General features: G+C 38.0%; 26 protein-coding genes and 2 tRNA genes. 9 read left to right on the forward strand and 19 right to left on the reverse strand.

All coding sequences use genetic code 11. The annotated features are described in order from the left end of the window. Positions 1–2: 2 nt before the first annotated feature. Positions 3–80, reverse strand: a tRNA-Glu gene (locus QVB70_RS08475). Between the two features lie 176 nt (positions 81–256). Next, complete coding sequence (locus QVB70_RS08480) at positions 257–1,075, reverse strand: hypothetical protein (RefSeq protein WP_287585296.1); 819 nt, start codon at positions 1,073–1,075, stop codon at positions 257–259. 325 nt (positions 1,076–1,400) lie between these two features. Here QVB70_RS08480 and QVB70_RS08485 point away from each other — a divergent pair. Further along, a tRNA-Asn gene (locus tag QVB70_RS08485) sits at positions 1,401–1,493 on the forward strand. A gap of 122 nt (positions 1,494–1,615) precedes the next feature. Further along, entirely contained in the window at positions 1,616–2,581 is a 966-nt protein-coding gene (locus QVB70_RS08490) for a GDP-mannose 4,6-dehydratase (RefSeq protein WP_287585297.1), read from the forward strand. A 2-nt stretch (positions 2,582–2,583) separates the two neighbouring features. Here QVB70_RS08490 and QVB70_RS08495 read toward each other — a convergent pair whose 3' ends face one another. The 11 genes from QVB70_RS08495 to QVB70_RS08545 form a co-directional block, all read right to left on the reverse strand. Then, complete coding sequence (locus QVB70_RS08495) at positions 2,584–3,165, reverse strand: KH domain-containing protein (protein ID WP_287585298.1); 582 nt, start codon at positions 3,163–3,165, stop codon at positions 2,584–2,586. 22 nt (positions 3,166–3,187) lie between these two features. After that, the gene (locus QVB70_RS08500) at positions 3,188–3,973 is read right to left on the reverse strand and encodes a serine protein kinase RIO (RefSeq protein ID WP_287585299.1); all 786 of its coding nucleotides are present in this window, start codon (positions 3,971–3,973) and stop codon (positions 3,188–3,190) included. An 18-nt stretch (positions 3,974–3,991) separates the two neighbouring features. Beyond that, positions 3,992–4,342, reverse strand: a complete 351-nt coding sequence (gene eif1A, locus QVB70_RS08505; RefSeq protein ID WP_287585300.1) for a translation initiation factor eIF-1A — start codon at positions 4,340–4,342, stop codon at positions 3,992–3,994. A gap of 377 nt (positions 4,343–4,719) precedes the next feature. After that, positions 4,720–5,823, reverse strand: coding sequence for an NMD3-related protein (locus QVB70_RS08510; protein ID WP_342766553.1), 1,104 nt, complete (start codon positions 5,821–5,823; stop codon positions 4,720–4,722). A gap of 77 nt (positions 5,824–5,900) precedes the next feature. Further along, complete coding sequence (locus tag QVB70_RS08515) at positions 5,901–6,200, reverse strand: DUF424 domain-containing protein (protein ID WP_287585301.1); 300 nt, start codon at positions 6,198–6,200, stop codon at positions 5,901–5,903. Between the two features lie 42 nt (positions 6,201–6,242). Then, on the reverse strand, positions 6,243–6,665 hold the full coding sequence (locus QVB70_RS08520) for a translation initiation factor IF-2 subunit beta (RefSeq protein ID WP_287585302.1): 423 nt from the start codon (positions 6,663–6,665) through the stop codon (positions 6,243–6,245). Positions 6,666–6,681: 16 nt separating this feature from the next. After that, positions 6,682–7,452 carry an OB-fold nucleic acid binding domain-containing protein gene (locus QVB70_RS08525; RefSeq protein WP_287585303.1) on the reverse strand — a complete coding sequence of 257 codons (771 nt, stop codon included), beginning with the start codon at positions 7,450–7,452 and terminating at the stop codon, positions 6,682–6,684. A gap of 251 nt (positions 7,453–7,703) precedes the next feature. Then, positions 7,704–8,531 (reverse strand): MTAP family purine nucleoside phosphorylase, encoded by an 828-nt coding sequence (locus QVB70_RS08530; RefSeq protein ID WP_287585304.1) that lies wholly within the window; start codon positions 8,529–8,531, stop codon positions 7,704–7,706. A gap of 88 nt (positions 8,532–8,619) precedes the next feature. Continuing rightward, positions 8,620–9,582: an ATP-dependent 6-phosphofructokinase gene (locus QVB70_RS08535; protein WP_287585305.1), complete on the reverse strand. Its 963-nt coding sequence runs from the start codon at positions 9,580–9,582 to the stop codon at positions 8,620–8,622. Positions 9,583–9,759: 177 nt separating this feature from the next. After that, positions 9,760–10,503: an LURP-one-related family protein gene (locus QVB70_RS08540; RefSeq protein WP_287585306.1), complete on the reverse strand. Its 744-nt coding sequence runs from the start codon at positions 10,501–10,503 to the stop codon at positions 9,760–9,762. Between the two features lie 352 nt (positions 10,504–10,855). After that, on the reverse strand, positions 10,856–11,572 hold the full coding sequence (locus QVB70_RS08545; RefSeq protein WP_287585307.1) for an LURP-one-related family protein: 717 nt from the start codon (positions 11,570–11,572) through the stop codon (positions 10,856–10,858). A 263-nt stretch (positions 11,573–11,835) separates the two neighbouring features. Between QVB70_RS08545 and QVB70_RS08550 the strand changes: the two genes are divergently transcribed. The 3 genes from QVB70_RS08550 (at position 11,836) to QVB70_RS08560 (ending at position 14,249) form a co-directional block, all read left to right on the forward strand. Then, the gene (locus QVB70_RS08550; protein ID WP_287585308.1) at positions 11,836–13,029 is read left to right on the forward strand and encodes a hypothetical protein; all 1,194 of its coding nucleotides are present in this window, start codon (positions 11,836–11,838) and stop codon (positions 13,027–13,029) included. 118 nt (positions 13,030–13,147) lie between these two features. After that, a complete protein-coding gene (locus tag QVB70_RS08555) occupies positions 13,148–13,696 on the forward strand; it encodes an ADP-ribosylation factor-like protein (RefSeq protein WP_287585309.1) in 549 nt (182 codons plus the stop codon). Between the two features lies 1 nt (position 13,697). Beyond that, the gene (locus tag QVB70_RS08560) at positions 13,698–14,249 is read left to right on the forward strand and encodes a hypothetical protein (RefSeq protein WP_287585310.1); all 552 of its coding nucleotides are present in this window, start codon (positions 13,698–13,700) and stop codon (positions 14,247–14,249) included. A gap of 157 nt (positions 14,250–14,406) precedes the next feature. Here QVB70_RS08560 and QVB70_RS08565 read toward each other — a convergent pair whose 3' ends face one another. After that, on the reverse strand, positions 14,407–15,180 hold the full coding sequence (locus tag QVB70_RS08565; protein ID WP_287585311.1) for a 4-vinyl reductase: 774 nt from the start codon (positions 15,178–15,180) through the stop codon (positions 14,407–14,409). Positions 15,181–15,285: 105 nt separating this feature from the next. On the opposite strand from QVB70_RS08565, the gene QVB70_RS08570 reads away from it, so the two are divergent. From QVB70_RS08570 to QVB70_RS08585, 4 genes are all read left to right on the forward strand, one after another. Continuing rightward, positions 15,286–16,563, forward strand: a complete 1,278-nt coding sequence (locus QVB70_RS08570; RefSeq protein WP_287585312.1) for a s-methyl-5-thioribose-1-phosphate isomerase — start codon at positions 15,286–15,288, stop codon at positions 16,561–16,563. A gap of 24 nt (positions 16,564–16,587) precedes the next feature. Continuing rightward, entirely contained in the window at positions 16,588–18,384 is a 1,797-nt protein-coding gene (locus QVB70_RS08575) for a ribosome biogenesis/translation initiation ATPase RLI (RefSeq protein ID WP_287585313.1), read from the forward strand. Between the two features lie 87 nt (positions 18,385–18,471). Next, positions 18,472–19,929, forward strand: coding sequence for a hypothetical protein (locus tag QVB70_RS08580; protein ID WP_287585314.1), 1,458 nt, complete (start codon positions 18,472–18,474; stop codon positions 19,927–19,929). A 212-nt stretch (positions 19,930–20,141) separates the two neighbouring features. Further along, positions 20,142–20,606: a dCMP deaminase family protein gene (locus QVB70_RS08585; RefSeq protein WP_287585315.1), complete on the forward strand. Its 465-nt coding sequence runs from the start codon at positions 20,142–20,144 to the stop codon at positions 20,604–20,606. 21 nt (positions 20,607–20,627) lie between these two features. On the opposite strand, the gene QVB70_RS08590 is transcribed toward QVB70_RS08585, so the two are convergent. The 5 genes from QVB70_RS08590 to QVB70_RS08610 all read right to left on the reverse strand — a co-directional run. Further along, entirely contained in the window at positions 20,628–21,347 is a 720-nt protein-coding gene (locus QVB70_RS08590) for a PHP domain-containing protein (RefSeq protein ID WP_287585316.1), read from the reverse strand. A gap of 455 nt (positions 21,348–21,802) precedes the next feature. After that, entirely contained in the window at positions 21,803–22,894 is a 1,092-nt protein-coding gene (ftsZ, locus tag QVB70_RS08595) for a cell division protein FtsZ (RefSeq protein WP_287585317.1), read from the reverse strand. A gap of 38 nt (positions 22,895–22,932) precedes the next feature. After that, entirely contained in the window at positions 22,933–23,130 is a 198-nt protein-coding gene (locus QVB70_RS08600; protein WP_287585318.1) for a ribbon-helix-helix domain-containing protein, read from the reverse strand. A 266-nt stretch (positions 23,131–23,396) separates the two neighbouring features. Continuing rightward, a complete protein-coding gene (locus QVB70_RS08605; protein ID WP_287585319.1) occupies positions 23,397–24,692 on the reverse strand; it encodes a tRNA (N(6)-L-threonylcarbamoyladenosine(37)-C(2))-methylthiotransferase in 1,296 nt (431 codons plus the stop codon). Positions 24,693–24,826: 134 nt separating this feature from the next. Continuing rightward, the coding region (locus QVB70_RS08610; protein WP_287585320.1) for a hypothetical protein at positions 24,827–25,150 on the reverse strand (324 nt) is incomplete at its 5' end.

Here is a 25,150-nt window from a genome sequence, read left to right on the forward strand (position 1 = left end):
AATGGTGCTCCGGCCGGGATTCGAACCCGAGTCAAGGGGTTGAAAGCCCCTTATGCTTGGCCGGACTACACCACCGGAGCAAACCATTAATGATGTGAGAACGGTGATAGGGTTTTAAATGCCTTTCTCTCTTGGCGATGATGAGACGCAAACTGCACCCCAAAGATTCCAGGGAACTTCCAACAAAGGGCGTCTAAACTTGATGTTGAACAGAGGCTTAAAACTCGTTTTGTGAGAAAGATGGTAGAGGTAGAGTTTACAAGAGATAGATAAGGAGCATATCAAGATCAAGTGAACGTATGCGCTTCCAATCTGTTTTAAGATATGGAATAAGTTTTTTGCGGAACATAGCTTGGAAATTCGTAAACCCTAATTCATTCCGTAGGGTGTTAAAACATCTTATTAAAATTTTTTTTAGGATATCCCTGGCATCTTCTGTCATCATAAAAACATTGACGCGCAAGAAGTCAATAAAGCCATCTTCGGTTATGATCTTCGACAATTCATTGTCTCCCTTTATAAGATCTAAAATTTGCATTTTCAGGATATCTAGGAGGGCTTTCTTTCTTTCTTCGCCACATGATGCAATTATTTTACGAATGATGGCTATAAAATGCTGACATACTTCACATATATCCATATAATTTGCAGCATCTGTGACTTTTGCGAGCTGAATCCAATCGAAAACTAATTCATCGACTATAGGATAAAACTGTTCTTGAAGGCTTTTTAATGCCGTATGCTTGAAGGCTTCCTGCCAATCTTTATTAAAGATGGGAAATTTTACGAAGAACTCGTTTTTGATAACGTTTAATTTGGCTTTTAAGTGAGGGACATAATCTTCTTTATCGCCAGCTATAATAAACAAAAGGTTACGAGAGTAAATATAAACCCACTTCAAATCGCCCATCGATATACTGTCGATTCCTGCTTCGCCAAGTTCCACTTCTGCAAAACCATAAAGACCAGAAAGGAAAGCAGAAAAGAGATCAGGATCTATATCAATAGTGCCGTACCGTTTATGAAACAAACGTCGTCCTCGATCTTTTTCTACGATCCATACGTTTTGAATCATTGGATTCCCTCTTTAAAGGCTGCTGGTTGAATATTCTGAGGCTCTTTGCAAAACAGATTTGAAGATTTGGTTCTCTAATATTAATACCCGTCAGCTTAAGAGTTAAATGTTTTGAAGCCGATAAGAAAGTCGGTATAAAAAGAGAAGTACTGATGTACAGAAGAAATCACCTATTATCCGAAGTGCGAGTATTTACTGAGATCTGTTATGCAATGGGAAGTAAGATGTGTAGATATACAGAAAAACGAAAGGAAATGAGGCGTTCTTAGCTCAAAATGAGAAGATTTATAAAATACTTGAAAAAACATAATGTCGTCGTTAAAGTGCCGCCGTAGCTCAGTTGGTAGAGTGACGGGCTGTTAACATACCCTTGGCAGTTACCCGCTGGTCGAAGGTTCGAGTCCTTCCGGCGGCGCCATACTCTTTTTGCACGAAATCTATTAGTCCAATCGAACTTTAGAATGTTGCTACAGATTACGAAAGAATTTTATGTGAATTTTCCCTCAAAGGTAATATAGACTCCTAAGAAGTGAAATACTTTTGTTATTAAAAAATAAGAGAGTATTAGTAACAGGCGGCTGTGGATTTATAGGAAGTCATTTAGTAGACCGTTTAATAAAATTAGAGAATGAAGTTACGGTTGTTGATGATCTTTCTGCCTCAACCATGGAATATATTGAAGGACACATGAATAACGAAGATTTTAAATTCGTAAGAGGAGATATACGAGGAAAAAAAGTGTTACAGGAGAATTGTGCTGACAAAGATGCGGTATTTCATTTTGCAGCAAATCCTGATGTCAAATTGAGCGTAAACGAGCCTTACATGGATTTTTCGATAAATGTCATTGGGACAATGAACCTTCTTGAAGCAATGAGATTAAATGACGTAGGACTGATAGTGTTTGCATCATCTGGGGGGACGATTTACGGAGACGTTGAGGTCTATCCAACTCCGGAAAGTCATATAATGAAGCCAATAAGTGTATATGGTGCATCAAAAGCAACATGCGAGATGTACATCTCAGCCTATAGCGAGTGTTATAACATGAAAGGTGTTTCACTTAGATACGCTAATATATATGGACCTAGATCGATACATGGAGTCATGCATGATTTTTTCTGGAAGCTAAAGAAAAATCCTAGCGAATTGGAGATTCTTGGTGATGGCAAGCAGAATAAAAGCTATATGTATATCTCAGACTGCATTACGGCGAGCATGATGATTACTGAATATATTCTTAACAGTCAAATGAATTATGATGCATTTAATGTAGGTGTCAGTAATCAAATTGAAGTGAAAAAGATAGCAGATATTATTGCCAACGAACTTAAGTTAGACGATGTGCAATTTTCCTATACTGGTGGTCAAAAAGGATGGAAAGGAGATGTACATAAGATGCTATTGGACATCACGAAACTAGAAACATTAGGCTGGAAATCAGAAGTGAAATTAGAAGACGGGATTAGAATGTACATTCGCTGGCTACAAGAGATGTTCGGTTGATTTTAGAGGTTAAAATCAGATGCAGGTTTCCAAAGAGACAGTTCCGCCTTTTTCAATTCCCTTTGTTTACGGTCTAAGAAGGAATACACCGATTTATGAGGCATTCCTTTAAGGAGCATTTGAACAGCATCTTTAGCGATTTTGACTCGCTCAAGAGTACCGATGATACTTACTGAATGACCGTAGATACTGAGAGATGTCCCAGTAAATTCTTCTATAATTCTTCGTGTTTTGCCACGTTCGCCAATAAGGCGTCCTCGGATACGTTTAAGTGCTTTTAGTGTATTGGCCGATTGGTCTAAAAAGATAATTTCTAGGATCGTCTCCTCATCAAAGAGTTTAAAAGCACGTTTAGGAGAAAAGCCACGCCCAATTGCAAGGACAATATCTCGAGCACACCATACAGCAAGTGGATCCTCTGTTTGCGGAGTAGATTCAACAAGGACGGCTCCATCTTCACTATCGATTGTGATTTTCGTGTGAGTAACATCTTCTACATGTTTTTTTGTTTCACCATTCGTTCCAATGCAAACAGCAATTCTTTCGCGTGGTATTTTTGTCCGCATAGTCCCATAGATAGCCATTTCGATCACCTAAAGAGTAACTTCATTTTTCTTTAATAATTTCATCAAAAATCTCCTTTGGGAGAGGTGTTGAAACATCTAGTTTATTGAAGAAGGTAACAATTGTGTTGATATCTCGATAGAGGAAATCCTTTGCATGAGGATGGTGAAGAAGAACACCTTGGGAGATATCAATCAAAACAGGCTCATTTTGGTGCATCAGGATATTATATTCGCTTAAATCTGCATGAACCAGTTTTGCCTTATGATATAAGCGGGAAATATCTTCAAGTATTAGATAAAATATTTCTTCAGGGTTTTCTGGTGGAATATCTTTCATTCGGGGTGCAGGTATTCCATCAATACCGATAAATTCCATTACCAGGACGTTGTTTCTGACTTCAATGGGGGAAGGCACTCTAACACCACATGATTCTGCGAGTTTTAAATTCTTAAACTCTTTTAAAGTCCAGACGAAGGTAATAGATCGAGCATCCTTTCGTTTCAATTTAAAACGATGATCGCCTACAATATATGGCATGGCATATTTTCTGAATTCAGAATGAGTCCGAAAAATCTTGACGGCAAGATCTGAGTCCTCTGGGCCCTTCACATAATAAACGTTAGCTTCTTTTCCTGTCGAGACTATTCCCACAAATCGCTTAAGGACGCCCTTCCGAATTAGTTTATCAAGAGTAAGAACAGTCGCTTTATCAAATACAGATTCAACAACCTTTAAGTCATCAGAATCTTTATCTTTGATCCTCCGTTTATCAATCTTGTCCTTTTCTAAACGATCAACTTCATCGTGGGCGACGCGCTCTGGCACAATTCCACCCACCTATAACTATAAATCAAGATATCCTCGTTCTTCTAAAAATCTTACCTGTCCAGGGTTATATCGCCAAATGATGTCTGCTTTTTCATCCTGGAAGTCCCATGGAGTCACGAGGACTACATCATCTGCTCGAATCCAGACGCGTTTTCTCATCCGTCCGGGTATTCTACAAGTTCGGGTAATCCCGTCTGTACACTTTACAACAACTCGGTCGTTCCCGAGTAGACGGGTAACAATTCCTAGAAGTTCGCCTTCATCAGGCAGACGAACTCGTCGGACAGCATAATCTTGTGGACCGGTATTCTTTTTTCCTTTACTTTTTCCTTTACCTTTACCTTTACTTTTTTTCTTCTTAGACAAACAATTCCTCCACAAACAACATTTTTGTGATTACATGTTATCTCAGTGAGTTGATCTATTCAGATTGATAAACTGCAATGAAATAATGAATTATGACAATTTCATCAGTTAAGTTTTATATAATTACCGCGCGAGAAAAACCACTTTTGTGTGATGATAAAAACACAAATTTTACCGTGATCCTAATCTTTCGGCATTAATTTTTATCTTCTGAGTTCAAAAAGTTTGTTTTCTATGCATCCTTTATTCGCACATTCGTAGAAAATCGTATGCTCTGTGAAATCTATGTAAATTGAATGAAGCGTTGTCTAGCACTGCAAAATGAAGACATCAATTGAGAGAAACATAAATTAGATTCTTAAGCAAACTGTAAGTTCTTAATTCTCTAAAAGAAAGACGTTATCATTTACCTGAAAACCTTGAATTGTATCTCCACTTACAATGCTTTTGTTAATTCCTTTTTGGACTTCATAAGTCTCATAGGTTTTCATATTCATGATTTGGAGAGAATCAGGGGTTTCAGCGATTACGAGATATGAATGCAAATACTCTTCTTTTGGAAGAACCTCTAATTGTCGATTAGAAATGTGTGTCCATAGGTTTTTTGCTAAAAGGGAGCGATGTGTTTTGGTTTTGAGGTCATGAAGTGAAATTTTACCTCCTCCAATAGCATGAATCTCATAAAAGGAATCATCCAGTTTAATAAAATCTCCAACTTGAAAATGAGGGATTCTAATAGATATATAAACCCGATATCGTCTTTTATTTGTGGATTTATCTAATCCGACGAGTTTTGAGGTTGTTTTCATTAATGCCGCAACTGAATCTCGAATGGTAGAGGCAAGTGTAATAGCTGAATTAGACGAAACGAAGTACAAATCCATGCCTTCATTTTTTTGAACAATCTTTGATACAATAGATTGAGGAGGTTCTTTAAATCGATTTGTGATAGTATTTTCAATCAACGATAGAATTTTTTCACGTTCTTCTGGAGAAAGAGTTCCTTTCGCTCCGCGTACCTGAAGTATGGCTTCGTAAGACCCGCTTTTAACTCGGGAACATCTTGGACAAAGTTGATATTCAACAGGAATTGAGATTTTGCTTATCTCACTGTAGGGTTCTGTTGCAATTTGGCTACGTTTGATAGTAACTGTTACGTCTATTTCTTTTGGAGCCTCATCCAACGAAAACTCGGGTTCAATTGAAATGAGTTCATCGGAGTTTTGTAGATTTATACTTTCTTTCACCTTTTTTATGACAAAAGATTCAATAAATTGAGTTAGATTGTCAGAAGAAGGGTAATGCCATCTGTTACCACTTTTAGTCGCCATGCAATGAGGACATATAAGAACAGACATGGGTTTTTTGAAAGTGATAGCCGGTATTTCCTCTTTATAACATTTAGGACAAAGAGTGCCAATGAGAGACACTTCAGGCTCTAATTTTCCGCATTTGATACAAAAACGTGTAGGTGAAGGTATAAAAGTCGCCCCTTTTTAAATTTTTACGACAGCATAAGATAAATGAAAAGGGAGAACAGCATAGATTTACATGATGACTACATGCAAATTATTTGCGCGTGAGGAACGCCACAAATACAAATCACACTATGTTCACTGATTATGCCATCATCGATCATTTTTGAGATGATGTTTTCCCCAAGGACATTTATGATGGTAGCACCATTCATGGCTTGAATACCGTCTTCTAATGTACCCAAGGTTCCTTTATAGAAATTCTCTTCGATATTCAGTTTACTTTTACCATCAGAGAATTTTTTTCCGAGTATATCAGCATCGCACACTGCTACCATAATATCCTTTTCTGTTTTAAAGACTCGAAAATATACTTTTGTCATTGGAATTCCACCAAGGAATATCTTATGCTTTGATCTTCATTCTTATTTCAGTTTTGTAACTGCTTCTTTTGCACCGCATGCCTCACATTTAAGAAAATGAAACGTTCCTTCTTTCACTAGGACAGTATCGGGAGATGCGCATGCTGGACAAATGAGATAGCGTTTGGCGTAGCGTTCTATTAACCCGTTAAGGAAGTTCTTTGAAAATTTTCCTTGAAATATAGCTCGTGGTCCATCCATGGTGCCTGCAGTCGCTAATTCTCTAGTCAAGAATTTCAAAATATGTGCGGGGTCTCTATTTAATTTGCTAGTAATATCTTTCCAATTCTGTACCACAGTCCTGTTACCTTCTATGAAAAGGTCTACATTAGGTATTTCGAATCGTTTATGATGGTAAATGTCTGGGGGGACTTGTTCTTTTGCTTTTTTCAGCAGTTCACCATAATCAAAGAAATCAGCATCCATAATTTATCACCTCGTTTTATAATTCTTTATAACGACCTGGTTCTGGTTCATATATGACTCCTTCGTTTAATAAATCTAAGATAATTGTTTCTACAGCATCCTCATCGTCTTCTGAAGAATTTTCTACGATTTCTTTATAAGATGCACCTTTCCCTGCGTCCAGTGTTCTTATAAGGTTCATTACTTCTTGTCTTGTGTCGACTTCACTTTCTTGTGGAAGCTGCTTTTCAATTTCTTCAGTATGTTCAGTTTTTTTTGGTTCTTTTTTTGGTTCTTTTTTTGGTTCTTTTTTTGGTTCTTTTTTTGGTTCTTTTTTTGGTTCTTTTTTTGGTTCTTTTTTTGGTTCTTTCTCAGGTTGTGTTTTAGTTACGGTTTTACCACCCATCAGGTTGTGTAACTCAATAATTTCTAGCTGACGTAGCAGCTCAACATTAACATCTTCTACCTTAATGACGTTTTCAGGAATTATGAATAATTCTCCATCTTCTTGTTGACGTATTTTTCCAATAACGTCTACAATATCCCCAACCTTATAATCAGCAAGTGCTTCAATGTCTTCCCGCCAGGCTTTTAGTCTAATAGTATCAGTTGCATCATCTAGCGTGAATGAAGTGTATTTTTTTTCTACATTGTCATATCTCTGCACTATTGTACATAAAAGCCTCACTCTTGTGACAGGACCAATCGAGGTATCTAAGAAGGATCCTGTTTCTTTTCGAACATACGAACCAGCATATAAATCGGAGATATGCAATTTGTATGCAGTAAGTCGGGGTCTTAACTTCATAGTTTTCATTTCCTGAAAGTATGATAAACTGTTCTATCAGATGTGCAATAATATATTCTCAATTTAATTTAAAAGAATCGTGTTCAAAACACAATCATATTTCGCCGACATAACGTATTAAAAGGACTCCTTCTGGTTTACTTCACTTTTACTCTTCCGACGATATTGGCATGCCGAGATGATTAGTGTATGTCTTTAAAAAAAATTGTCAAACAGTTTTCTTGGGATTAAAAGGAAAAAATAAAGAGATCTTACGCAGTTGCACCTGCTAGCGCCAAGGGACAAGGGCACGATTTTTCCTTTGGAATTAGATGCACAGCTTCTCTTAGAATTTTTTTCACATTTTCAATGTTCTGTCCGAAGATCACACCTACTTCTTCATGTGAAATTTTTTGCTGCATCCCAGCTGCGAAATTTGTACTCATGGAAATACTTGCATAGCACAGTTCAAGTTCACGCGCTAAAACAGCTTCAGGTGCCGCAGTCATACCAACAACTGTCGCACCTAAGATGCGAAAAGCATTGATTTCTGCGGGAGTCTCGAAGCGAGGACCAGAAGTTCTTACATAGACACCTCCGTCTCTTACGGGAACTCCAGTTTTGCTAGCACTCTCTAAGAGTACACTTCGTAATTCAGGGCAAAAAGGCTGACTCACATCGATATGAACTGTGCCCGAAACTTTTCGGCCATCCTTGAGTTCAATTGTTGTATCACCATCATAAAACGTGTAAGGTTCCTCTTTTGTCATGTCTAAAAACTGGTCAACGACACACATATTCCCTGGAGGGAGATTTGGGTCAAGAGTTCCAACGGCATTTGATACGAGAATTCTTTCCACGCCGAGTTGCATCAAACCGTAGATATTTGCGCGGTAATTTACCTTATGTGGAGGAATTGCATGCGAAACCGTTTCACTCCCTGGTCGTGAATGTCTAGGAAGAAATGCGACCTCAAAATCATTTATTTTGCCGATTTCAATTCGAGGAGTCTTTCCAAAAGGTGTGTCTACAAAAGTATGCGTTGGATTTTGTAAAAGCTCATATAAGCCAGAGCCTCCAATGATTGCTATTCTAGGCATTTTATCACCACAATCGGATTTCTGAAAATATCATAGAACATTTTTCATACGTTTTTTCTGACAATAAGATTCAATGTATTTAAGAAATTCACCTAGTAAGTATGCTTGCCAAATTAACCAAGTCTAATTCTAAAGGCTTTTCCGTTTTACATGACGTTTCAAGGTCTATGCTTGTTATAGTGCCATCTTGTAGCCCAACAACTCTGTTTCCTTGTTCATTTAGTAATAATTCAATCGCCTTATTCGCAAATAGACTTGCTAGAAGCCTACTTCTCGCAGAAGGATTGCCTCCTCGTTGAATATAACCTAATACACTTCTTCGTGTCTCTGCTCCAGTATTTTCCTCTATTTCTTGTGCAAGTTTTTGACAGTCGCCTATTCCCTCGGCAGCCACGATTATACCAGACCTTTTTCCTTTAGCACGCTTTTCTTTAATACTTTTAAAAACTTGGTTCTTATCAAATTGAATTTCAGGAACTAAGACTATTTCGGCCCCAACCGCGAGTCCTACCGTTGCTGCAATGAAACCTCTTTCTCGCCCCATTACTTCTATAACAAATACGCGCTTAAATGAAACCATTGTATCCCGAATTTTATCTACCGCAACAACGGCAGTATCTACAGCAGTATCGAAACCGATAGTCTCATTGGTTCCAAAAACATCATTGTCAATTGTTGCAGGTATTCCTATGATTTTTGTATCAGTTTCTTTGCTTAATGCCAATGCTCCATTAAAGGAGCCATTGCCACCGATGACCACAAGTCCATCAACATTATTGTTCGCCAAGGTTTCAGCGGCTTTTTTAATTCCCTCTTCTGTTCGAAATTCCAGTGAGCGAGACGTTCGAAGGATTGTACCGCCTGTATGTAAAATTCCCATAACTGAGTGAGGAAGTAGATGCCTGAATGCGTTTGTTATTAGACCATTCCATCCATTCTCGAAACCTAAAACCTTCAGATTTTTAGTACAAGCAATGCGGGTAATAGCTCGAATAGCGGCATTCATACCTGGAGCGTCCCCGCCACAAGTAGCCACTCCTATAGTTCTCAATCATAATTCCTCCTAATCGCTAAGTTTGTTCAGTAGCAAATATTGTATATTTCATGTGAAATGATGATAATGAGCAATATCAATTTACAGAAATGTTCTATCTGATAACATTAAAAAGTAGTGGAAGAGGAAAAAATCTCGAAAAAAAGTTAAAAAAAGTAGATCTCAAGCCTTGTCTTAGTCTGTCTCATCATGAAACATATTGTCGATTGCCACAACAGCCCCTACAACTAAGCGTCTGTCAATATCTCCATCTCCATAAATCTTAAGCGCGAACTTATCACTCCGGTCAAATATTCCTCCACCAAAGAAAACATCCTTCCATCGATCCAGTTTTTGCACGGTTCCGACTTCTCGTCCACTTTGTGCATCTTTAATTGTGAAATCCCATGCCATAAAATTACCGCGAATCTCTAATAATTTGTTTCCACTTGGATCGAGAACAAAGAGTTTTGGGCGGATACTAAGGAGTTTTTTTTCAATCTTGCCGATGAGTTGATCATTAGCGTTCTTAATTTCGTAAGTTGGGCGTATCGCGACTATTTTCCTATGAATTTTGGCTGCCATCGTGCCGTCCAATTCTGTGAGCTTGATTTCAGCCCTTAAACTCAGAATTTTCCTGTCCATATACCCTATCTTCTGCCCTTGTTCATCCAAGATGTCTCCTCCTCCCCAGTCCCAAGTCTTCTCATGAATCACATACCCATTACGCCTTGGATCAAACAACCCACCTGGCATCATAGGAGCTGGTGGCGAAGGTATTGTAGATGTAGGGGGCGGAGAGCTTGTTGTTGTAGGATACGATGGTGGTACAGGAGGAGGGGTTGTGGTAAATTCTGCTTCTATTGGTGTACCACACCTAGGACAGAATCTCATCTTGCCAGGATCAACTGGATTGCCACAGTTTCCACAAAAAGGCATCTCATCACATCCATACGAGTGTTTGTCTTTCCTCTCCCGGAAATGTAAGGTTTTTAATGTTAGGAAATGATCTTTGAGAGTTTATTTAGAAATAATAAAGGCGTTTCTTTAGAGAGAGAAGAGTAAAACAGCGAAATTTACTCTGAAAGTTCATATTAATAACGTTAAACAAATTAATAAATCTTTTCAATTATAATCCAGAGTTACCACAAACCAATTTGAATCAAAATTAGTTAAATTATGTAGGCTTATGCGTAAACTACCTCACGCTCAAGCGGTGGTGCTTTCTGGCGTATTCATAGTAAATTAATTGATTTTTTGAGAAAGAAAACTCAAAAAAAAGAAGGAGTTATTAAAACCGGTCAAATCGGTCGTCATAGTCGTCGTCGTGATCGGTATCGTCGTGGAACATATTGTCTATTGCTATAACAGCTCCGACAACTAGCCGCCTATCTATATCTCCGTTAATTTTAAGAGCGTATTTATCGCTTCGATCGAACATTCCGCCTCCAAACAATTCATCCTTCCATCGATCAAGTTTTTTCACGGTTCCAATTTCATGTCCATTCATATCCTTAATTATGAAGTCCCACGCCTTAAAATTACCTTTTATCTCTAGTAGTTTATTTCCATTGCCGTCTTTAACTTCCAATTTTGGACGGAGACTAAGGAGCGCTTTTTCTATCTTGCCAACTAGTTGATCATTAGAATCCTTAATGAAGTATGTCGGTTTAACAGCAACTATTTTCCTATGAATTGTGGCTGCAACTGTGCCATCAGCTTCTGTCAATTTAATCTCTGCTCTCAAACTAAGTATTTTTCGATCCATATACCCTATCTTTTGCCCTTGTTCATCCAAGATGTCTCCAGCTCCCATGTCCCAACTGTTTTCATTGATTACGTAACCAGTTCGCATTGGGTCAAATAATCCATTGTGTGTCATAGTAGGAGCAGTTGATGGGATTGGAGGCGGTGCTACTGGCGATCCAGAGACTACAGGTGTACCACAATTAGCACAAAATTTCGCAGTAGGTTCAATAGAAGTCCCACATTGACTACAAAAAGGCATATACACCACATCTTTTTCTTTATGAGGGGCCCGTAATCCTTACACATAAATTTTTTGGAAAAAAACATCAGTTAATAGGAGATTTATTCATGGTTAGCTTATTTGACATAAAACTAAGTTGAATTAGGTGGAGTTTAGAAAGAAAATTTGTGTAAGATATTTAAAGGAACTGTGAGAATCTGTGAATTTATCATTATTTTATACTAAATGCCATATGCCTTCATTTCTTAAATAAAACGTGTTATCAAGGAGAGCTGGAGTAAATGAAAACAATAGCTGTAGTAGGAACAATTGGAAAAGACGAACAGATAAAAATAGAATCTACAAGAACGCTTCCTGCCTCATTTCAGAAGTATTTGAAGAAATCTATTCCCTACTCGCTTATACCAGAGTTTTACGGCGAAGAATGGAATGTAGAGAAGGCTTTAGAGTATTTGCGCTCCAAAGTGATAGAACCCATCACTTATAACTACGGAGGTCGTTGTGGGCACATCGCGTACCAACTTGCCCTATTAGGAGGAGATGTACGCCTCCTCACAACTTTTGGCGAAGATTACAATAAACAGTACCCTGGCTTTTTTGGAGGACCCTATTACGATCATCTGAAAAAGACAGGTGTGGATATGAAGCTCTTAGAAGTTGAAGTTCCCCAGAAACTATGGGGGAAATGGGATAAGGTACGAGAACATCTTAATTCGAATTATTCGCCAGAAATCCTTAATGCAGACACCCTAGTTGTTAAAGACAAAGAAACGATGACAATCGTATGTAACAAAGATGCAAAAGGGATAGACTGGTTCTTCATTGATGACATTAATGGCGCATCACCAGTAGAAGAGGGAAGGCCAATTCCAATAGGTATTCTAGATAAGAAAACAGATATTGTTTTTATCACTTCTGCAGAAGAAGCATTTATGACAGGTTGTGCAAAGGAAGCCGCTTATCTCGGTAAAGAAGTAGTAATCGACGTGGGATCGTATGGTGTAACACCAAATTATCTTAAGACCATTGTTCCTCTAACAGAAATTGTATTTGGCAACCCCTCTGAGATCAAACAAATTCTGGATGCATATAAAATCAAAGTACCTGAACAGATATTTGATGTTACCGGTACCAACAAGCCACGTGTGATTATTGTTGAAGATAAAATTACTGGAACGGCGCAAATTCTTCAAAGGAATGCAGATTCTATTAGGATTGGACCAATCAAATTGAATAAATCAGGAAATTCGATTGGTTGCTGTGATGGAATTGCTGCAGGATTTCTTTCACTGTATCAAAGAGGATTTGATTTAGTGGAGTCAATCTATGCAGGTATGACAGTAATGTCTAGTATATGGGAAGTATCTGGCGTCCAAGAGGGTATGCTTAACAAAGAGCAATTGTTAGAACGGTTACCAAAACTATTTCCTAAAGTACCAACTGATTTCATAGAAAAACTAGAAAAAAATTTGTGAATACACCTTTTATTCACTTTTTTATAATGTATCTTAGCAAAAAGGTTTTTTGTCGGCGATATTTCGACAATATGTAGATAATACGCGTCTTTAAAAACATCGTAATTCTCTTTTTACTTTGCTAAAGGGGGTATCAATTTTCTCTCAAATAACTCAGACTACGTCGCAAATGAAAGTGGCCTTTATCGGTTATCCTAAAGTGGGTAAAACATCCATGATCAATCTTTTATTAGGAAAGGCACCTCAGTTAGAATATAGGCCGACTATAGGACTTAATTTCGGACAGAAAATGATTAAAAGCATGCTCGGGGAGCATGAGCTTAATCTTTGGGATTTCGGAGGACAGAAAAACTTCTGGCCAATGTATAATTCTTATCTTCTAAATACTAGATTATGTATAGTTGTAACGGATTCTACGCCTACAGGAGTTTTAAAAACAAAAATGATCATTGATTGGCTAAATAAAAGGGACGACAATGGCGGGGACAAGATGAGAATAATCGCTCTGGCAAATAAACAGGATTTACCTGGAGTTATGACAGCTGAAAGAGTAGCAAACGTGTTGCGTTGTGACACTTATCCAGTAGTAGCGATTGATCCGCTGCAAAGAGAGAATGTCATAGAAATATTGAAAACAAATATCGAACAAGTTGTTAAGGTGGAATGAAATGAACGACATCCTTGCAATATTTAAGATCCGATTCGATTATGATCGCGGCCCTGTGGTTGAATGGCAAAAGCAACGGGACAATGGGAATGGATCCTCACTTAATTTTGAGGACTTCGCTGTTAACTTTTATATGAACTTCATGGGAGGAAACCAAAAACCGATGGCTTTACTTTTCGAAGATTTCGATGTATTAGCGTTTTCAAAAGGCTTAGATTTATTGGCAGTATTCCTAAATAAGTCTATAAAAATTGAGCACTATGAGAGTTATTCTCGATTGGCTAAGAAATTGATAGACAACGGAAAGGAAACTATCAAGATCAAAGAATTAGAGGAGAAAATAGAGGAAAAAGCGATTCCTATTGAACTTGTTCTAGGAGATCTCGGACGAGTGCCCTATTCAGTTTTGGAAGGATTAGTAAATAACTCAATTGCGACTGCTCAAGACTACTGTCGACTTTATGACAATGGAACATTGCCAATTGACAAAATAAGAGGTTTAGGACCCAAGAGAACAGAATTAATTAATGCTGCCTGCAGAAGATACCTCTAAAATAATATTAAAATGAAATTAATGATTTTATGTTAATTAAAATTTATATGATAACGAAATTTGAATATAAAACGCTTTACAGAATTTAAAGCAGTTGTAGACAAAAGAAATCGGTTTGAAACTAATTTAAACCTTATTAAAGATATTTTATTACTTATTAAATAGTAACCTTAAAGGAGCAAACATTATCCCCACATGCAAAACAATGAGTCTCTTTAACGGCATTTTCTGGCAAATCTAGAAATCCTTTGATGAATCCCGTAACAAAGTTACACATCGGTTTTCTGCGTTTTTTTCCTCTGCAAAAAGGACACATAATTAGATCTACTTTGTCTTTTTCCTTGCTTACTTCAGAAACAGAAAACTGTGAAAGCTCCTTATTTAAGTCTGTTTTTCCTTCCTTTTCCCGAATAGACGCACCTGCGTTCACGCCAAGTACTTCAATAGTATTGAGAGAATAGAGAGGATACAGTTTAAGGACTCGCGCAACCAATTTATCAGGATAGTCTTCTAAAAGAAATTCGGTAACCTCTTTGTAAAAAATCTGATCAAGAACAACTTCGAAATCCTCAAAAAACACAGAATCATAAGCCCACTGTGCACCGACTGTTGGATATTGTTCGCGAAAATGAGTAGAAATACTAGATAAAATATCCTCTAACAAATTTTTGTCGGTTTCAGAATCAACTAATGCTACAATGAGGACCTGTCCGTCTTGGTCAACCCTATACACAAAAGTCAAGTCTTCTGCTTGGACTTCTGATAGTCTTCCTATTCTTGCTTCTCTTGAGAAACTAAATATGGCATTGAGAAAACCAGCAATTAAAGTTGGATCAATAACCGTCTCATTTTCGGACTTATCTTCATAGAATTGTTTGCTTAAGTATTCAATGCCGCTCTTAGCATCTAAAAGGAAGATTGCGTGAAGCATTTTAATATTGACTCTCCATTGTCTTGTTTAATAGGGAACTTTTTAAGTTAATCGATTGATTAAAAACTACACTCTCTTAAAATTGGTGGATGAGGGAAACCAAAGATGACAGTCAATATTACACAACTATTATTTAAAATGAATTTTGCATTTGAAGATGAGTTATATGTCCACAAACATACAAAAATCCCACTAACTGTATATTGGAACGAAGAGAAGGATGAAATGGTCCTTTTAGATCAGTTAAAACTCCCATATGAGATGACACATTGGTCAACAACTGATTACAAGGTAGGCGCTATTCAAGGGATCAAAGAAATGCGTATTCGAGGTAGTCAGGCCCTAGGTGTATGTGCCGCATATTGTATGGTTTTAGCAGCAAAGCAATTTCAATCGACAGGACGCGAAATGATCAAGAATATGGAGGACGCTGCGAAATTTGTGAAAAGTAGCAGACCTACAGCAGCCCCTCTTTTCTGGGCTGTTGATCTTACAATGCACGCTGCGATTAAAGCGTTTGATATAACTGCTGATGTTAATTCGGTTGTCAATGCAGTTAAAGAAACTGCAGATTATATCCTTGCTTCTGATCTGATCTTAGGCAATTACCTCAGAGAAGAAGGAATGAAGTACCTTGAAGATGGCGATGTTATAATGACTCATTGTAATGGAGGGTCACTAAGTTCCACATATGGGGGTCATGCATTAGGCATGTTAGAAGAAGCATATACGAAGGGTGTTGATCTTACAGTAGTCTCCAAAGAAACTCGACCCCGAAGTCAGGGATATCGTCTTACGACATGGGAATTGAATAGAGCAGGCGTGCCTGTAGTTATTATTACAGATAATATGATAACACAAGCGTTTAAGCGCTTTAAGGTCAATAAAATAATTTTAGGAGTTGATAGAGTCGGTAGTGATGGTGGTGTTGCAAATAAGATAGGTTCTTCTGATATTGCACGTATTGCACGATTTTATGATGACGTACACTTTTATTATGCCACTTCGTACAGCACTATTGACCTAGAAACACCGGGAAGTGATATAACAATAGAAGAACGCTCTATTGACGAAATGTCTGAACCCTACAAGCTTGACGCTCAGGAGAAGAAACGAAAGGGAATACTATCCCAAAACGCTTTGGACGAGTGGCCACCTAGCGAAACAATAGTGTCTAAGCCTGAAAAAGGAAAATTTGTGCTATATAATCCCGCATTTGACATAACTCCAGCAAATCTCATCGATCTGATAATCACTGATATTGGTGCTTTCAGCCCCGAACAAATTCGCACTTTGACTCCATCAATCATTGAGAATGAAGTGAAAAGAAGATTAGAAGAAACCGAACTCGCCTTGCCAGAACATATTCGTTTTTATCTCTAACAAATCACGTTACAAGTGACTTAAATGCCAAGAATCGCAATTGTAGAACCTGATCGATGTAAACCAAAAGATTGTGGACTCGTGTGCATAAAATATTGCCCAGGAGTCCGCATGGGCGAAGAAACGATTACACTTGATCCAGAAACCGGTAAAGCTAGAATCGCAGAGAATCTATGCACTGGCACTGGAATCTGTGTAAAGAAATGCCCATTTGGGGCAATACACGTCGTGAATTTACCTGCAGAACTGGAAAAGGATGTTTCATATCGTTATGGAGCTAATAGATTTGTATTATACCGCTTACCGATTCCGAGACCAGAGAAAGTGACTGGACTTATCGGGCAGAATGGTACTGGTAAATCAACTGCATTAAAAATCCTTTCAGGAGATTTCAAACCAAATTTCGGCCTCTATGATGAACCACCTGAATGGGATGAGATAATTACTGCTTACAGAGGCTCTGAGTTACAATCTTATTTTGAGAAACTTTCAACAGAGTCTATACGTGTTGTTCAAAAACCTCAATACGTGGACAAAATACCCAATGTAACAAAAGGGGTCGTATCTGAACTGCTTGAAAAAGTAAACGAACGAAATATGTTAAAAAGCATTATTGAAGACTTGCGGATAGATAAGATAATGGACAGAGAACTTAGTGTGATCTCTGGCGGGGAACTCCAAAGAGTTGCTATCGCGGCGGTGATTTTGAAAGATGCAGATGTCTATTTGTTTGATGAACCCTCATCTTATCTGGATATTTACCAGCGTGTAGAAGTTGCCAAAGTCATTCAAAGACTAGCAAAAGAAGGAAAAACAGTTATTGTGGTCGAACACGACTTGGCAATTTTAGATTATCTCTCTGAATATGTTTGCGTGCTATACGGTGAACCTGCTGTCTTTGGTGTAGTCAGTCATCCGCATGGAGTACGTGAAGGTATCAATATATTTCTTGATGGCTATCTTCCATCTGAGAATATGAGATTTAGGAAGGATGCAATTCAATTTCATTTGAGACCACCAAGATCCAAACCTGTCGGTAAGGCACTTTTCGATTTTGAAGAGATGGAGAAACGTTATGATGGATTTAAACTCACCACAGAGGGAGGAAAAGTATTTATCGGAGAAGTAATAGGAATTCTTGGCGCCAACGCACTTGGAAAGAGCACTTTCATTAAATTATTAGCTGGAATAGAAGAACCAGATAAAGGCGAAGTGCCATCTGAAGATTTAAAAGTGAGTCATAAACCTCAATATATCTCTCCTAAGTTTGATGGTAGCGTTAAAGAACTGTTTCGCGAAGAAATAGGCAAAGTTATCAATACAGAATGGTTCAAATCAGAAGTGAACAGACCATTAACAATCGACCCATTGCTTGACTGTTCTATAGATAGTTTAAGTGGTGGAGAACTACAGCGTGTTGCGATAGCTTTGTGTTTAGCACGTCCAGCTGATATTTACCTTTTAGACGAACCAAGTGCATTTCTTGATGTAGAGCAAAGACTAGCAGCAGCGCGTGCCATTAAGAAAATAGCTGAGAGCAGAGATGTTGTGGCATTTGTTGTTGAGCACGACATCGTAACCATTGATTTTATATCAGATCGTCTCATGATTTTCTCTGGTCAACCAGCTGTTGAAGGATACGCAATGAAGCCAGTTGATTTACGTTCAGGGATGAATAAATTTTTAAAATTGATGGGGATAACTTTTAGACGTGATCCACAAACAGGAAGGCCTCGTGTAAATAAAGAAGGCTCAAAACTGGATCGTCTTCAGAAAGAGGAAGGCGAATACTATTATGTTTCAGGAATGAAGAATAGTTAAAACACTATGAAAATCATAAAATATGTGAAGTTTCATAGTATATAGCTAGCAATAAAATCAAGAACTACTTGTGAAGAGAGGCTGCTGGTGAAGGGAAATCAACTTCATGAAATCCTTAGAACTGCTTTTGATGAACTGGAAAATAGCAAGAACACCGAAGAACGAATAGAGGCAGCGTCTACCATTTGGAATATTAGCATAAGCGAACCTGACGCCCTTAGCGGTCGAATCGATGATCTCGGCGGTTACTTATCTGACCCCGCGCCTGGTGTTCGAGGGCTTATTGCTTGGACATTATATACTCTTTCTATCAAGGATTCCTACGCTCTATTACCACTACTGGACGAGATCGGAAATGCATTGTTAGACAATGACGCAAACGTTCGCCGTTATGCAGCAAATACATTAGTTGAGATATCCAGAGAATATTCGAACCATGTAAAGGTTCTGACGCCAACCTTAGCAAAGGCATTAGAAGATCCTTTAATCGACGTAAGAATTGCAGTCGAAAAGATTCAACAAAATATTGTTGCTGGAAAACCTCGCGTCGCTCCAACCAGAACTAAAAAAGTGAAAGATCCAACCTTAATGAAAAAAGCTATTCCTGACAAATATGAACCAAAAAACATTACTGATGAGATCTCAATTAGCCAAAGAATTACTGTGCTTAAAAATAAAGTACACTATCGACTTTCTTTATGCAATGATTTTTCATCAGATATTTCCGAAGTAGTTGTTGTCATAATTAGTCATCCACCTAGCTTACAACCTGAGCAACCATTAATGCAACAAAGAACGCAAGTGTTTTCAAAAACTATTTCCGATTATGAATTCATGTTTAAAAGCACACAAGACTTTTTAGATGGCTCTTTCTTTTCAACTATCTCTTTTCTTGATCCAAAAAATGTAATTCAAACGATCTCAAATGATTCATATCGCGTTCATTCCGCATATAAGTTTCTCAGAAAATTAGACAAGTCTTTGGAGTTTTTTGAGGAATACAAAACAAAAAATGAACATGGGCATCATATTGAACTCTATATTCTTGCACAGCACAAGGTTGGAGAAGATGTGTTTTCGCGCATAAAAAAGTCATTAGAATTACTAAATATTCATGTAGTCCACGAGGAATCTGAAGTCGTGTCAGACTTTTTTACCGGCGCAATTAAAGGCCTAACTGAAGGAACAATACACAGACAGATTTATGCAGCGCAGCTTAATATTTTAGGACCATTAACCGACCATGACAATGCAAAGTACTTTGCCCTTAAGTTTAATGTGTTTGGACCGGACGAAAGAATGCGAAACATCATCAATTCTGATATCAGAAATGAAATAGAGAGATCTATGCGAGTTTTAGAAGATAATGAGCCGTCAGAATCAAAAAGCAAGAAACTTGACAGAGAAAAATTGGAATCAGACACATTTTCATCGAGTGACCCTCTCGAATCAAAACACTGTATTAATTGCGGCCGTTTTCTGCCTAAGAATGCAAAATATTGTAATGATTGTGGAGAGCTTCAATATCGATCTTCGAATGAATGAACTAACCTGATCTCCTCACTTATTTTTTAAAGCTATTAAGATTTTGGAAACTTGGGACCTCTGGTGAAAAGAAATTATCGTTAGAGAATCAAAAATAAATGATTTTTAATATCAATAAGCTGAAATATTGAAAACATTCAAGTTCGACAAAGTAATTGCTAAAAACACAATGCATAAAACCATCGATTAGAGACTTAACGGGGTAGAATCAATTGACCACAAATTCTAAAAGAGACCCAAAAAAAAGACCAACCGCCGACGAAACCTTTCTTGATATATGTGATGTGGTAAGAAAAAGAAGTACCTGTCTCCGACGGGCTGTTGGCGCAGTGCTCGTCAAAGATGGTCAAGTGCTAGCTACAGGATATAATGGTGCACCAAGAGGGTTGCCACATTGTAAAACATGTTTGCGAGAAGAGCTAAAAGTTCCTTCTGGCGAAAGAGCCGAACTCTGTCGCGGCGTACATGCTGAACAAAATGTTATTATTCAAGCGGCAAGACATGGGGTCAATATTAAGGACTCTACACTATTTGTTACGAATTTCCCATGCTCAATTTGTGCCAAGATGCTTATTAATGCTGGGATCAAAAAAATTGTTTATAGAGATCATTATACCGATGAATTGTCCTTGAAATTACTCACAGAAGCTGATATCGAAATAGTGAAATACAAATGAACCATCTCTAACAATATACCCTCAGGTTGAAAAATATCGGCCGATTGGCCAAAAAGCTTGTGAAATGCCTGTAAGTGCATGAAGGCAAATACTTGAGACATTAACAAAGGGTAATGAGTTACTATTCCATAACTTACAACTATTGCCAGACATAATTTGACGTCGTATCGCTTCTATGGTTTCTTCTTGTTCATCAAGCACAAGACATCCGCGACCAATTTCCATCAAAAAATGTGCATCGCTTCCTGCAGTAAAAGGTATATTATGATTGATGCAGAAGGAATACGCCCTTTTATTCATTAAATGCAGATTACACCTTGCGTTATATGCTTCTATTATGTCAATATATTTGTTAATCCAATCAATCTGCATTTCACTAATCCAGTTCTTTCGTGAAAAATCTAAAGGATGACTCAATCCAACTAAGCCATCTTGTTCTTTGACTTTATCCACCACTTCAAGAAACCTATATTTTTTCAATCCTGGGGAACATATTTCTTCATTTATAAAAAGGCACAATAACTCTCCTTTTTTAGTTGTTTTAACTTCTTCACCTGGAATAACAAAAATTCCCTCTTTTTCCAGAAGTTTTTTAGCTTTAACCACACCCTTAAAGGTATTGTGATCCGTAATTGCTATACCTTGAATACCTCGTTTTTTTAATACGCGTACAAGATCTTTATTTAGAGGGATCCAGGCATCTGACGAAAGATGTGTATGCACATGAAGATCAATTTTCATTTCTTAACTACCTGAAAAAATGTACTATATGAAAAATAGATTTACTTTCTTATCAGACGTTCTTAGCAAATAGGTTTTGATTCAAATATCTTTCCTCAAAAATAGCTTGATACCTTTGATGAACCTAGGAAATTGGCTTAATCTCACTAAGTGTTTGTAGAGCGCCTGTATCGAATTGTGAACTACCATCCAACAAGTTGAATGGCTTCCTGAATCATTCATCTCCCAGCGGAGCATGTCAAACAGGCTCAACGGGCAGTTCCTGCCCTGAACTTGATGTTAATTTGAGAACTGGCGAGTGTGACCTCAGCTCAATTCTACTTACTCTCTAGGTGCAAAGACCTATTTAAGGATTGTAGACCATTGTGAAAGTGAACAAACGCACTTCATCCCCCAACTAGTTGGGGGGGTCTTCTTGCGAGACATCTATAAAAAAAATAGAAGGGGGAGTTTAGCTAAAGTTTTGGAATATCGCCCGGCAAATCAAAATCAGAAAAATCTCTTGGTCCTTTTTGATTCCAGAAATGGTTTTCTTGAGGTCCAAATACTTGAGGGCTCTGTACACCAGTGACAATTAACATAACTCGAATCATATCTCTCAGTTCAGGATCTTGACGTGCACCCCAAATCACCATTGCATTGCTCGCTAATCTTTTTGCAACGATATCTGCAGCTTTTGTTGCCTCCTCAAGCGTCATATCAGTTCCACCGCTCACGTGAATCAAGGCAGCGGTAGCACCAGTGATATCCAACTCAAGCAGCGGACACTTTAATGCTGCATTAACAGCGTCTTCTACTCGATTCTTTTCTCCTGATTCTCCAACTCCGACCATTGCGACGCCCCCATCCGTCATAACGGTTCGGACATCAGCATAATCAAGATTAATGAGGCTCGGCAATGATATGGTCTCTGTAATGCCCTTTACAAAGCGAGCTAAAACTTCATCAGCAACGCTAAATGCTGCATCAATTGGAAGTTGAGGCGCAATATCAAGTAGTTTATTATTGTCAATCACAATAACGGTATCAGCGTGTCTTCGTAGATTTCTTAATCCTTCTCGTGCCTTTTCATTCCGTGCACGTTCTACTTCAAATGGTGTAGTAACAACACCTACCACTATTGCATCATTCTCTTTAGCAATTTCAGCAACAGTAGGTGCGGCTCCCGTACCAGTACCTCCACCTAGACCAGCTGAAACAAAAACCAGATCTGCATCTCTTAAAAATTCCGTTAATTCTCTTCTAGACTCTTCTGCTGACGCAGCTCCAATTTCAGGATATCCTCCTGCCCCTAAGCCGCGTGTAATATGCCGCCCTATAAGGATATGTTGATTTGCTTGCACTTGACTAAGATGCTGTTGATCTGTATTCACAGCAATACATTCTGCACCTTCAATACCTAATTTCATTAAACGATCTACGGTATTACATCCTCCGCCTCCACATCCCATAACTACAATCCTTGCACGACCAGGCTCTCTTAAGCCATTGTGTAGATCTTTTGTTTCAAGTATATGCTTCTTTGCATTCTCAATTAATAATTTCATTGGCATGATCTCCATGTCACCTTAATGTCAATAAAAATTCATCTTATTTCTAACGGAGTAGGGTTCGGAAAACCTGGAAAACCTAGACTTTCCCATAATTCCTTTTTCAATAGATCACGGATAGCTATTCTGATTACTTCCGATCGATTAGGGTATTTTTCCTCCTCAACTAGTCTATCTAATCCAGAGATAAACCCAGCTGGGAGGTGGACAGTAACGAGCTTAATTCTTATCAACCTCCTCTCGGTTCCCTTTCGCACCCTGCCAACTTGTCAAGTTAACGACGTCTCCTTGCCCTGTTACAGATCCTATAGATTGGGGATTTTAGGACAATGTCATTGAAACGGTATATTTAAAGACAGGTCAGTAAGGGGATTTATGTCGAAATGATTTCAGTTAAAATGAAAAATGTCGTTTTATTAATAAAAAGGCTTTTTACTACGCTCATGTTACCCTCATATGATTCCACAAATACGCCTTAGAAAATGAGTTTATTCGATACTCAGCGAATAAATTCCTCAGTGAGAGTTCCAAGTAGATGACTATATTTTGCATCAACTATACTCACATTTACGAATTTACCAATAAGTTCGTGGTTTCGTGTATCAATGATAACCGGTTTATAGGTATAGGTTCGTCCTTCTAAACCGCCTTTTTTTCCTCTACTTACGATTAGAATGGTTTCTTCTCTTCCTATCCATTCATTGTTTTTCTCACGTGTTATCTTTTGGCAAAGTACTGTCATTTTTCTTGAGCGGTCTTTTATCGTTTGACTTGAAAGAGGGGGTAATTTTGCAGCAGGTGTTTTTTCCCTTGGACCGAATTTTGAAATATTTGTTAAACTGGGTTGAAGCAGTGTTATTACATTAAGCGATTCATTAAATTGTGCCTCGGTTTCGGTAGGGAATCCTACAATAACGTCTGTAGATAGTGTAATGTCCTGGAAGACTGTTCTAAATTTTTTTATAATCTCAAAGTACTGTTCAACGGTATAATTTCTTTTCATTTGACGTAAAATTGCATTGCTACCAGATTGAAGAGGTAAATGTATGAATTTATAGAGTTTAGAATGCTTGAAAACCTCAATCAAGTCATCTACTAAAGGATATGCTGTGGCAGGGTTCATCATACCGACTCTGACCATAAAATTGCCATCGATTTGCATAATCGACTGTAAAAGGGAAGGTAGGGTGCTGCCTCTATCTAATCCATATGCGGTTGTATCTTGTGCAGTTAGCCAAATCTCTTTACATCCTTGAAGAACACACCTTTTTACTTCGTCAAGTATCAGTTCTTCAGGATATGATACTAATGGGCCCATGACTCGCTTTACAATACAATAAGTACAATTTGAAATACAACCCTGGGCAATCTGTACAATTCCAATCCTATCATCAATCCTTATTCGAGGATATCCTAACTTTGGACTGGAATTATGCCCAATTTCAATTCTTTGTTTTCCTCGTAAAGTGTCGTCAACGACATTCTCAATTTCTGAAAGATGATGTATTCCAATCATACTTGCATTTGGCGCAGTTTTTCTAATTTTCATGGAATACACTTCAGGCATGCATCCTGCAACAATTAGTTTTTTGTGAGGGTATTCTTGCACGATTTTTTTAATTTGAAAAAGAATTTTTGCTTCTGTAGGTGATTTCACTATACACGAATTGATGATTATTACATCTGCCTCATCTTTCTTTGAAATTATTTGAAATTTATTTGAAAGAAGGCCTAACATAATCTCAGATGCTGCTTGGTTTGCACTACACCCGTATGTGTCCATATAAATTTTCAAATAGTTTGCCTCTTATTTTTATAACGAACAGGGATCCTCTAAGGATAGAGGGAGAACTAACAGACTTCTAAAAACTAAATGAGTATGTAGATACACCCACCAGGTCACGGTATCTTACCATATCTTCATATTTCTTAATATATCTTGAGAGTGTGACATGGGAAGTCCGCTTTTAAATTGTCCAGAAAGGACATCATTGTCCTATTGCACAATCCCTCCCTACCTGGAGTCGGGAGGTAGCCTCTCTCCTCATTTATTATCGAGGAGTTCATCGCCATCCAGAACTTCATACTTTTTAGAAACTTTTGGTACTGGATGGGGGCAGTTAGCCCGCTTTCTCTCCTTTGCCCGCGCCTCCGCCTTCCATAAGCCTCATATGACGGAACTCCGAAGAGAAACGTCTTCAACTGCTTGAATAAGTCATAGTTGATGACCTTAAGGGCGAACATCATCGCCGC

The organism is Candidatus Borrarchaeum sp. (genome assembly GCF_019058535.1).
In the GTDB taxonomy this organism is placed as follows: Archaea; Asgardarchaeota; Sifarchaeia; order Borrarchaeales; family Borrarchaeaceae; genus Borrarchaeum; species Borrarchaeum weybense.

What these genes read in the sequence shown, in the direction of transcription:
- QVB70_RS08575 (WP_287585313.1), top strand. Translation starts at nt 16,588, where the DNA reads ATGCCAAGAATCGCAATTGTAGAACCTGATCGATGTAAACCAAAAGAT.
- QVB70_RS08570 (WP_287585312.1), top strand. Translation starts at nt 15,286, where the DNA reads ATGACAGTCAATATTACACAACTATTATTTAAAATGAATTTTGCATTT.
- QVB70_RS08495 (WP_287585298.1), bottom strand. Translation starts at nt 3,165, where the DNA reads ATGGCTATCTATGGGACTATGCGGACAAAAATACCACGCGAAAGAATT.
- QVB70_RS08515 (WP_287585301.1), bottom strand. Translation starts at nt 6,200, where the DNA reads ATGACAAAAGTATATTTTCGAGTCTTTAAAACAGAAAAGGATATTATG.
- QVB70_RS08520 (WP_287585302.1), bottom strand. Translation starts at nt 6,665, where the DNA reads ATGGATGCTGATTTCTTTGATTATGGTGAACTGCTGAAAAAAGCAAAA.
- QVB70_RS08480 (WP_287585296.1), bottom strand. Translation starts at nt 1,075, where the DNA reads ATGATTCAAAACGTATGGATCGTAGAAAAAGATCGAGGACGACGTTTG.
- QVB70_RS08550 (WP_287585308.1), top strand. Translation starts at nt 11,836, where the DNA reads ATGAAAACAATAGCTGTAGTAGGAACAATTGGAAAAGACGAACAGATA.
- QVB70_RS08540 (WP_287585306.1), bottom strand. Translation starts at nt 10,503, where the DNA reads ATGCCTTTTTGTGGAAACTGTGGCAATCCAGTTGATCCTGGCAAGATG.
- QVB70_RS08525 (WP_287585303.1), bottom strand. Translation starts at nt 7,452, where the DNA reads ATGAAGTTAAGACCCCGACTTACTGCATACAAATTGCATATCTCCGAT.
- QVB70_RS08530 (WP_287585304.1), bottom strand. Translation starts at nt 8,531, where the DNA reads ATGCCTAGAATAGCAATCATTGGAGGCTCTGGCTTATATGAGCTTTTA.
- QVB70_RS08560 (WP_287585310.1), top strand. Translation starts at nt 13,698, where the DNA reads ATGAACGACATCCTTGCAATATTTAAGATCCGATTCGATTATGATCGC.
- ftsZ (WP_287585317.1), bottom strand. Translation starts at nt 22,894, where the DNA reads ATGAAATTATTAATTGAGAATGCAAAGAAGCATATACTTGAAACAAAA.
- QVB70_RS08565 (WP_287585311.1), bottom strand. Translation starts at nt 15,180, where the DNA reads ATGCTTCACGCAATCTTCCTTTTAGATGCTAAGAGCGGCATTGAATAC.
- QVB70_RS08545 (WP_287585307.1), bottom strand. Translation starts at nt 11,572, where the DNA reads ATGCCTTTTTGTAGTCAATGTGGGACTTCTATTGAACCTACTGCGAAA.
- QVB70_RS08590 (WP_287585316.1), bottom strand. Translation starts at nt 21,347, where the DNA reads ATGAAAATTGATCTTCATGTGCATACACATCTTTCGTCAGATGCCTGG.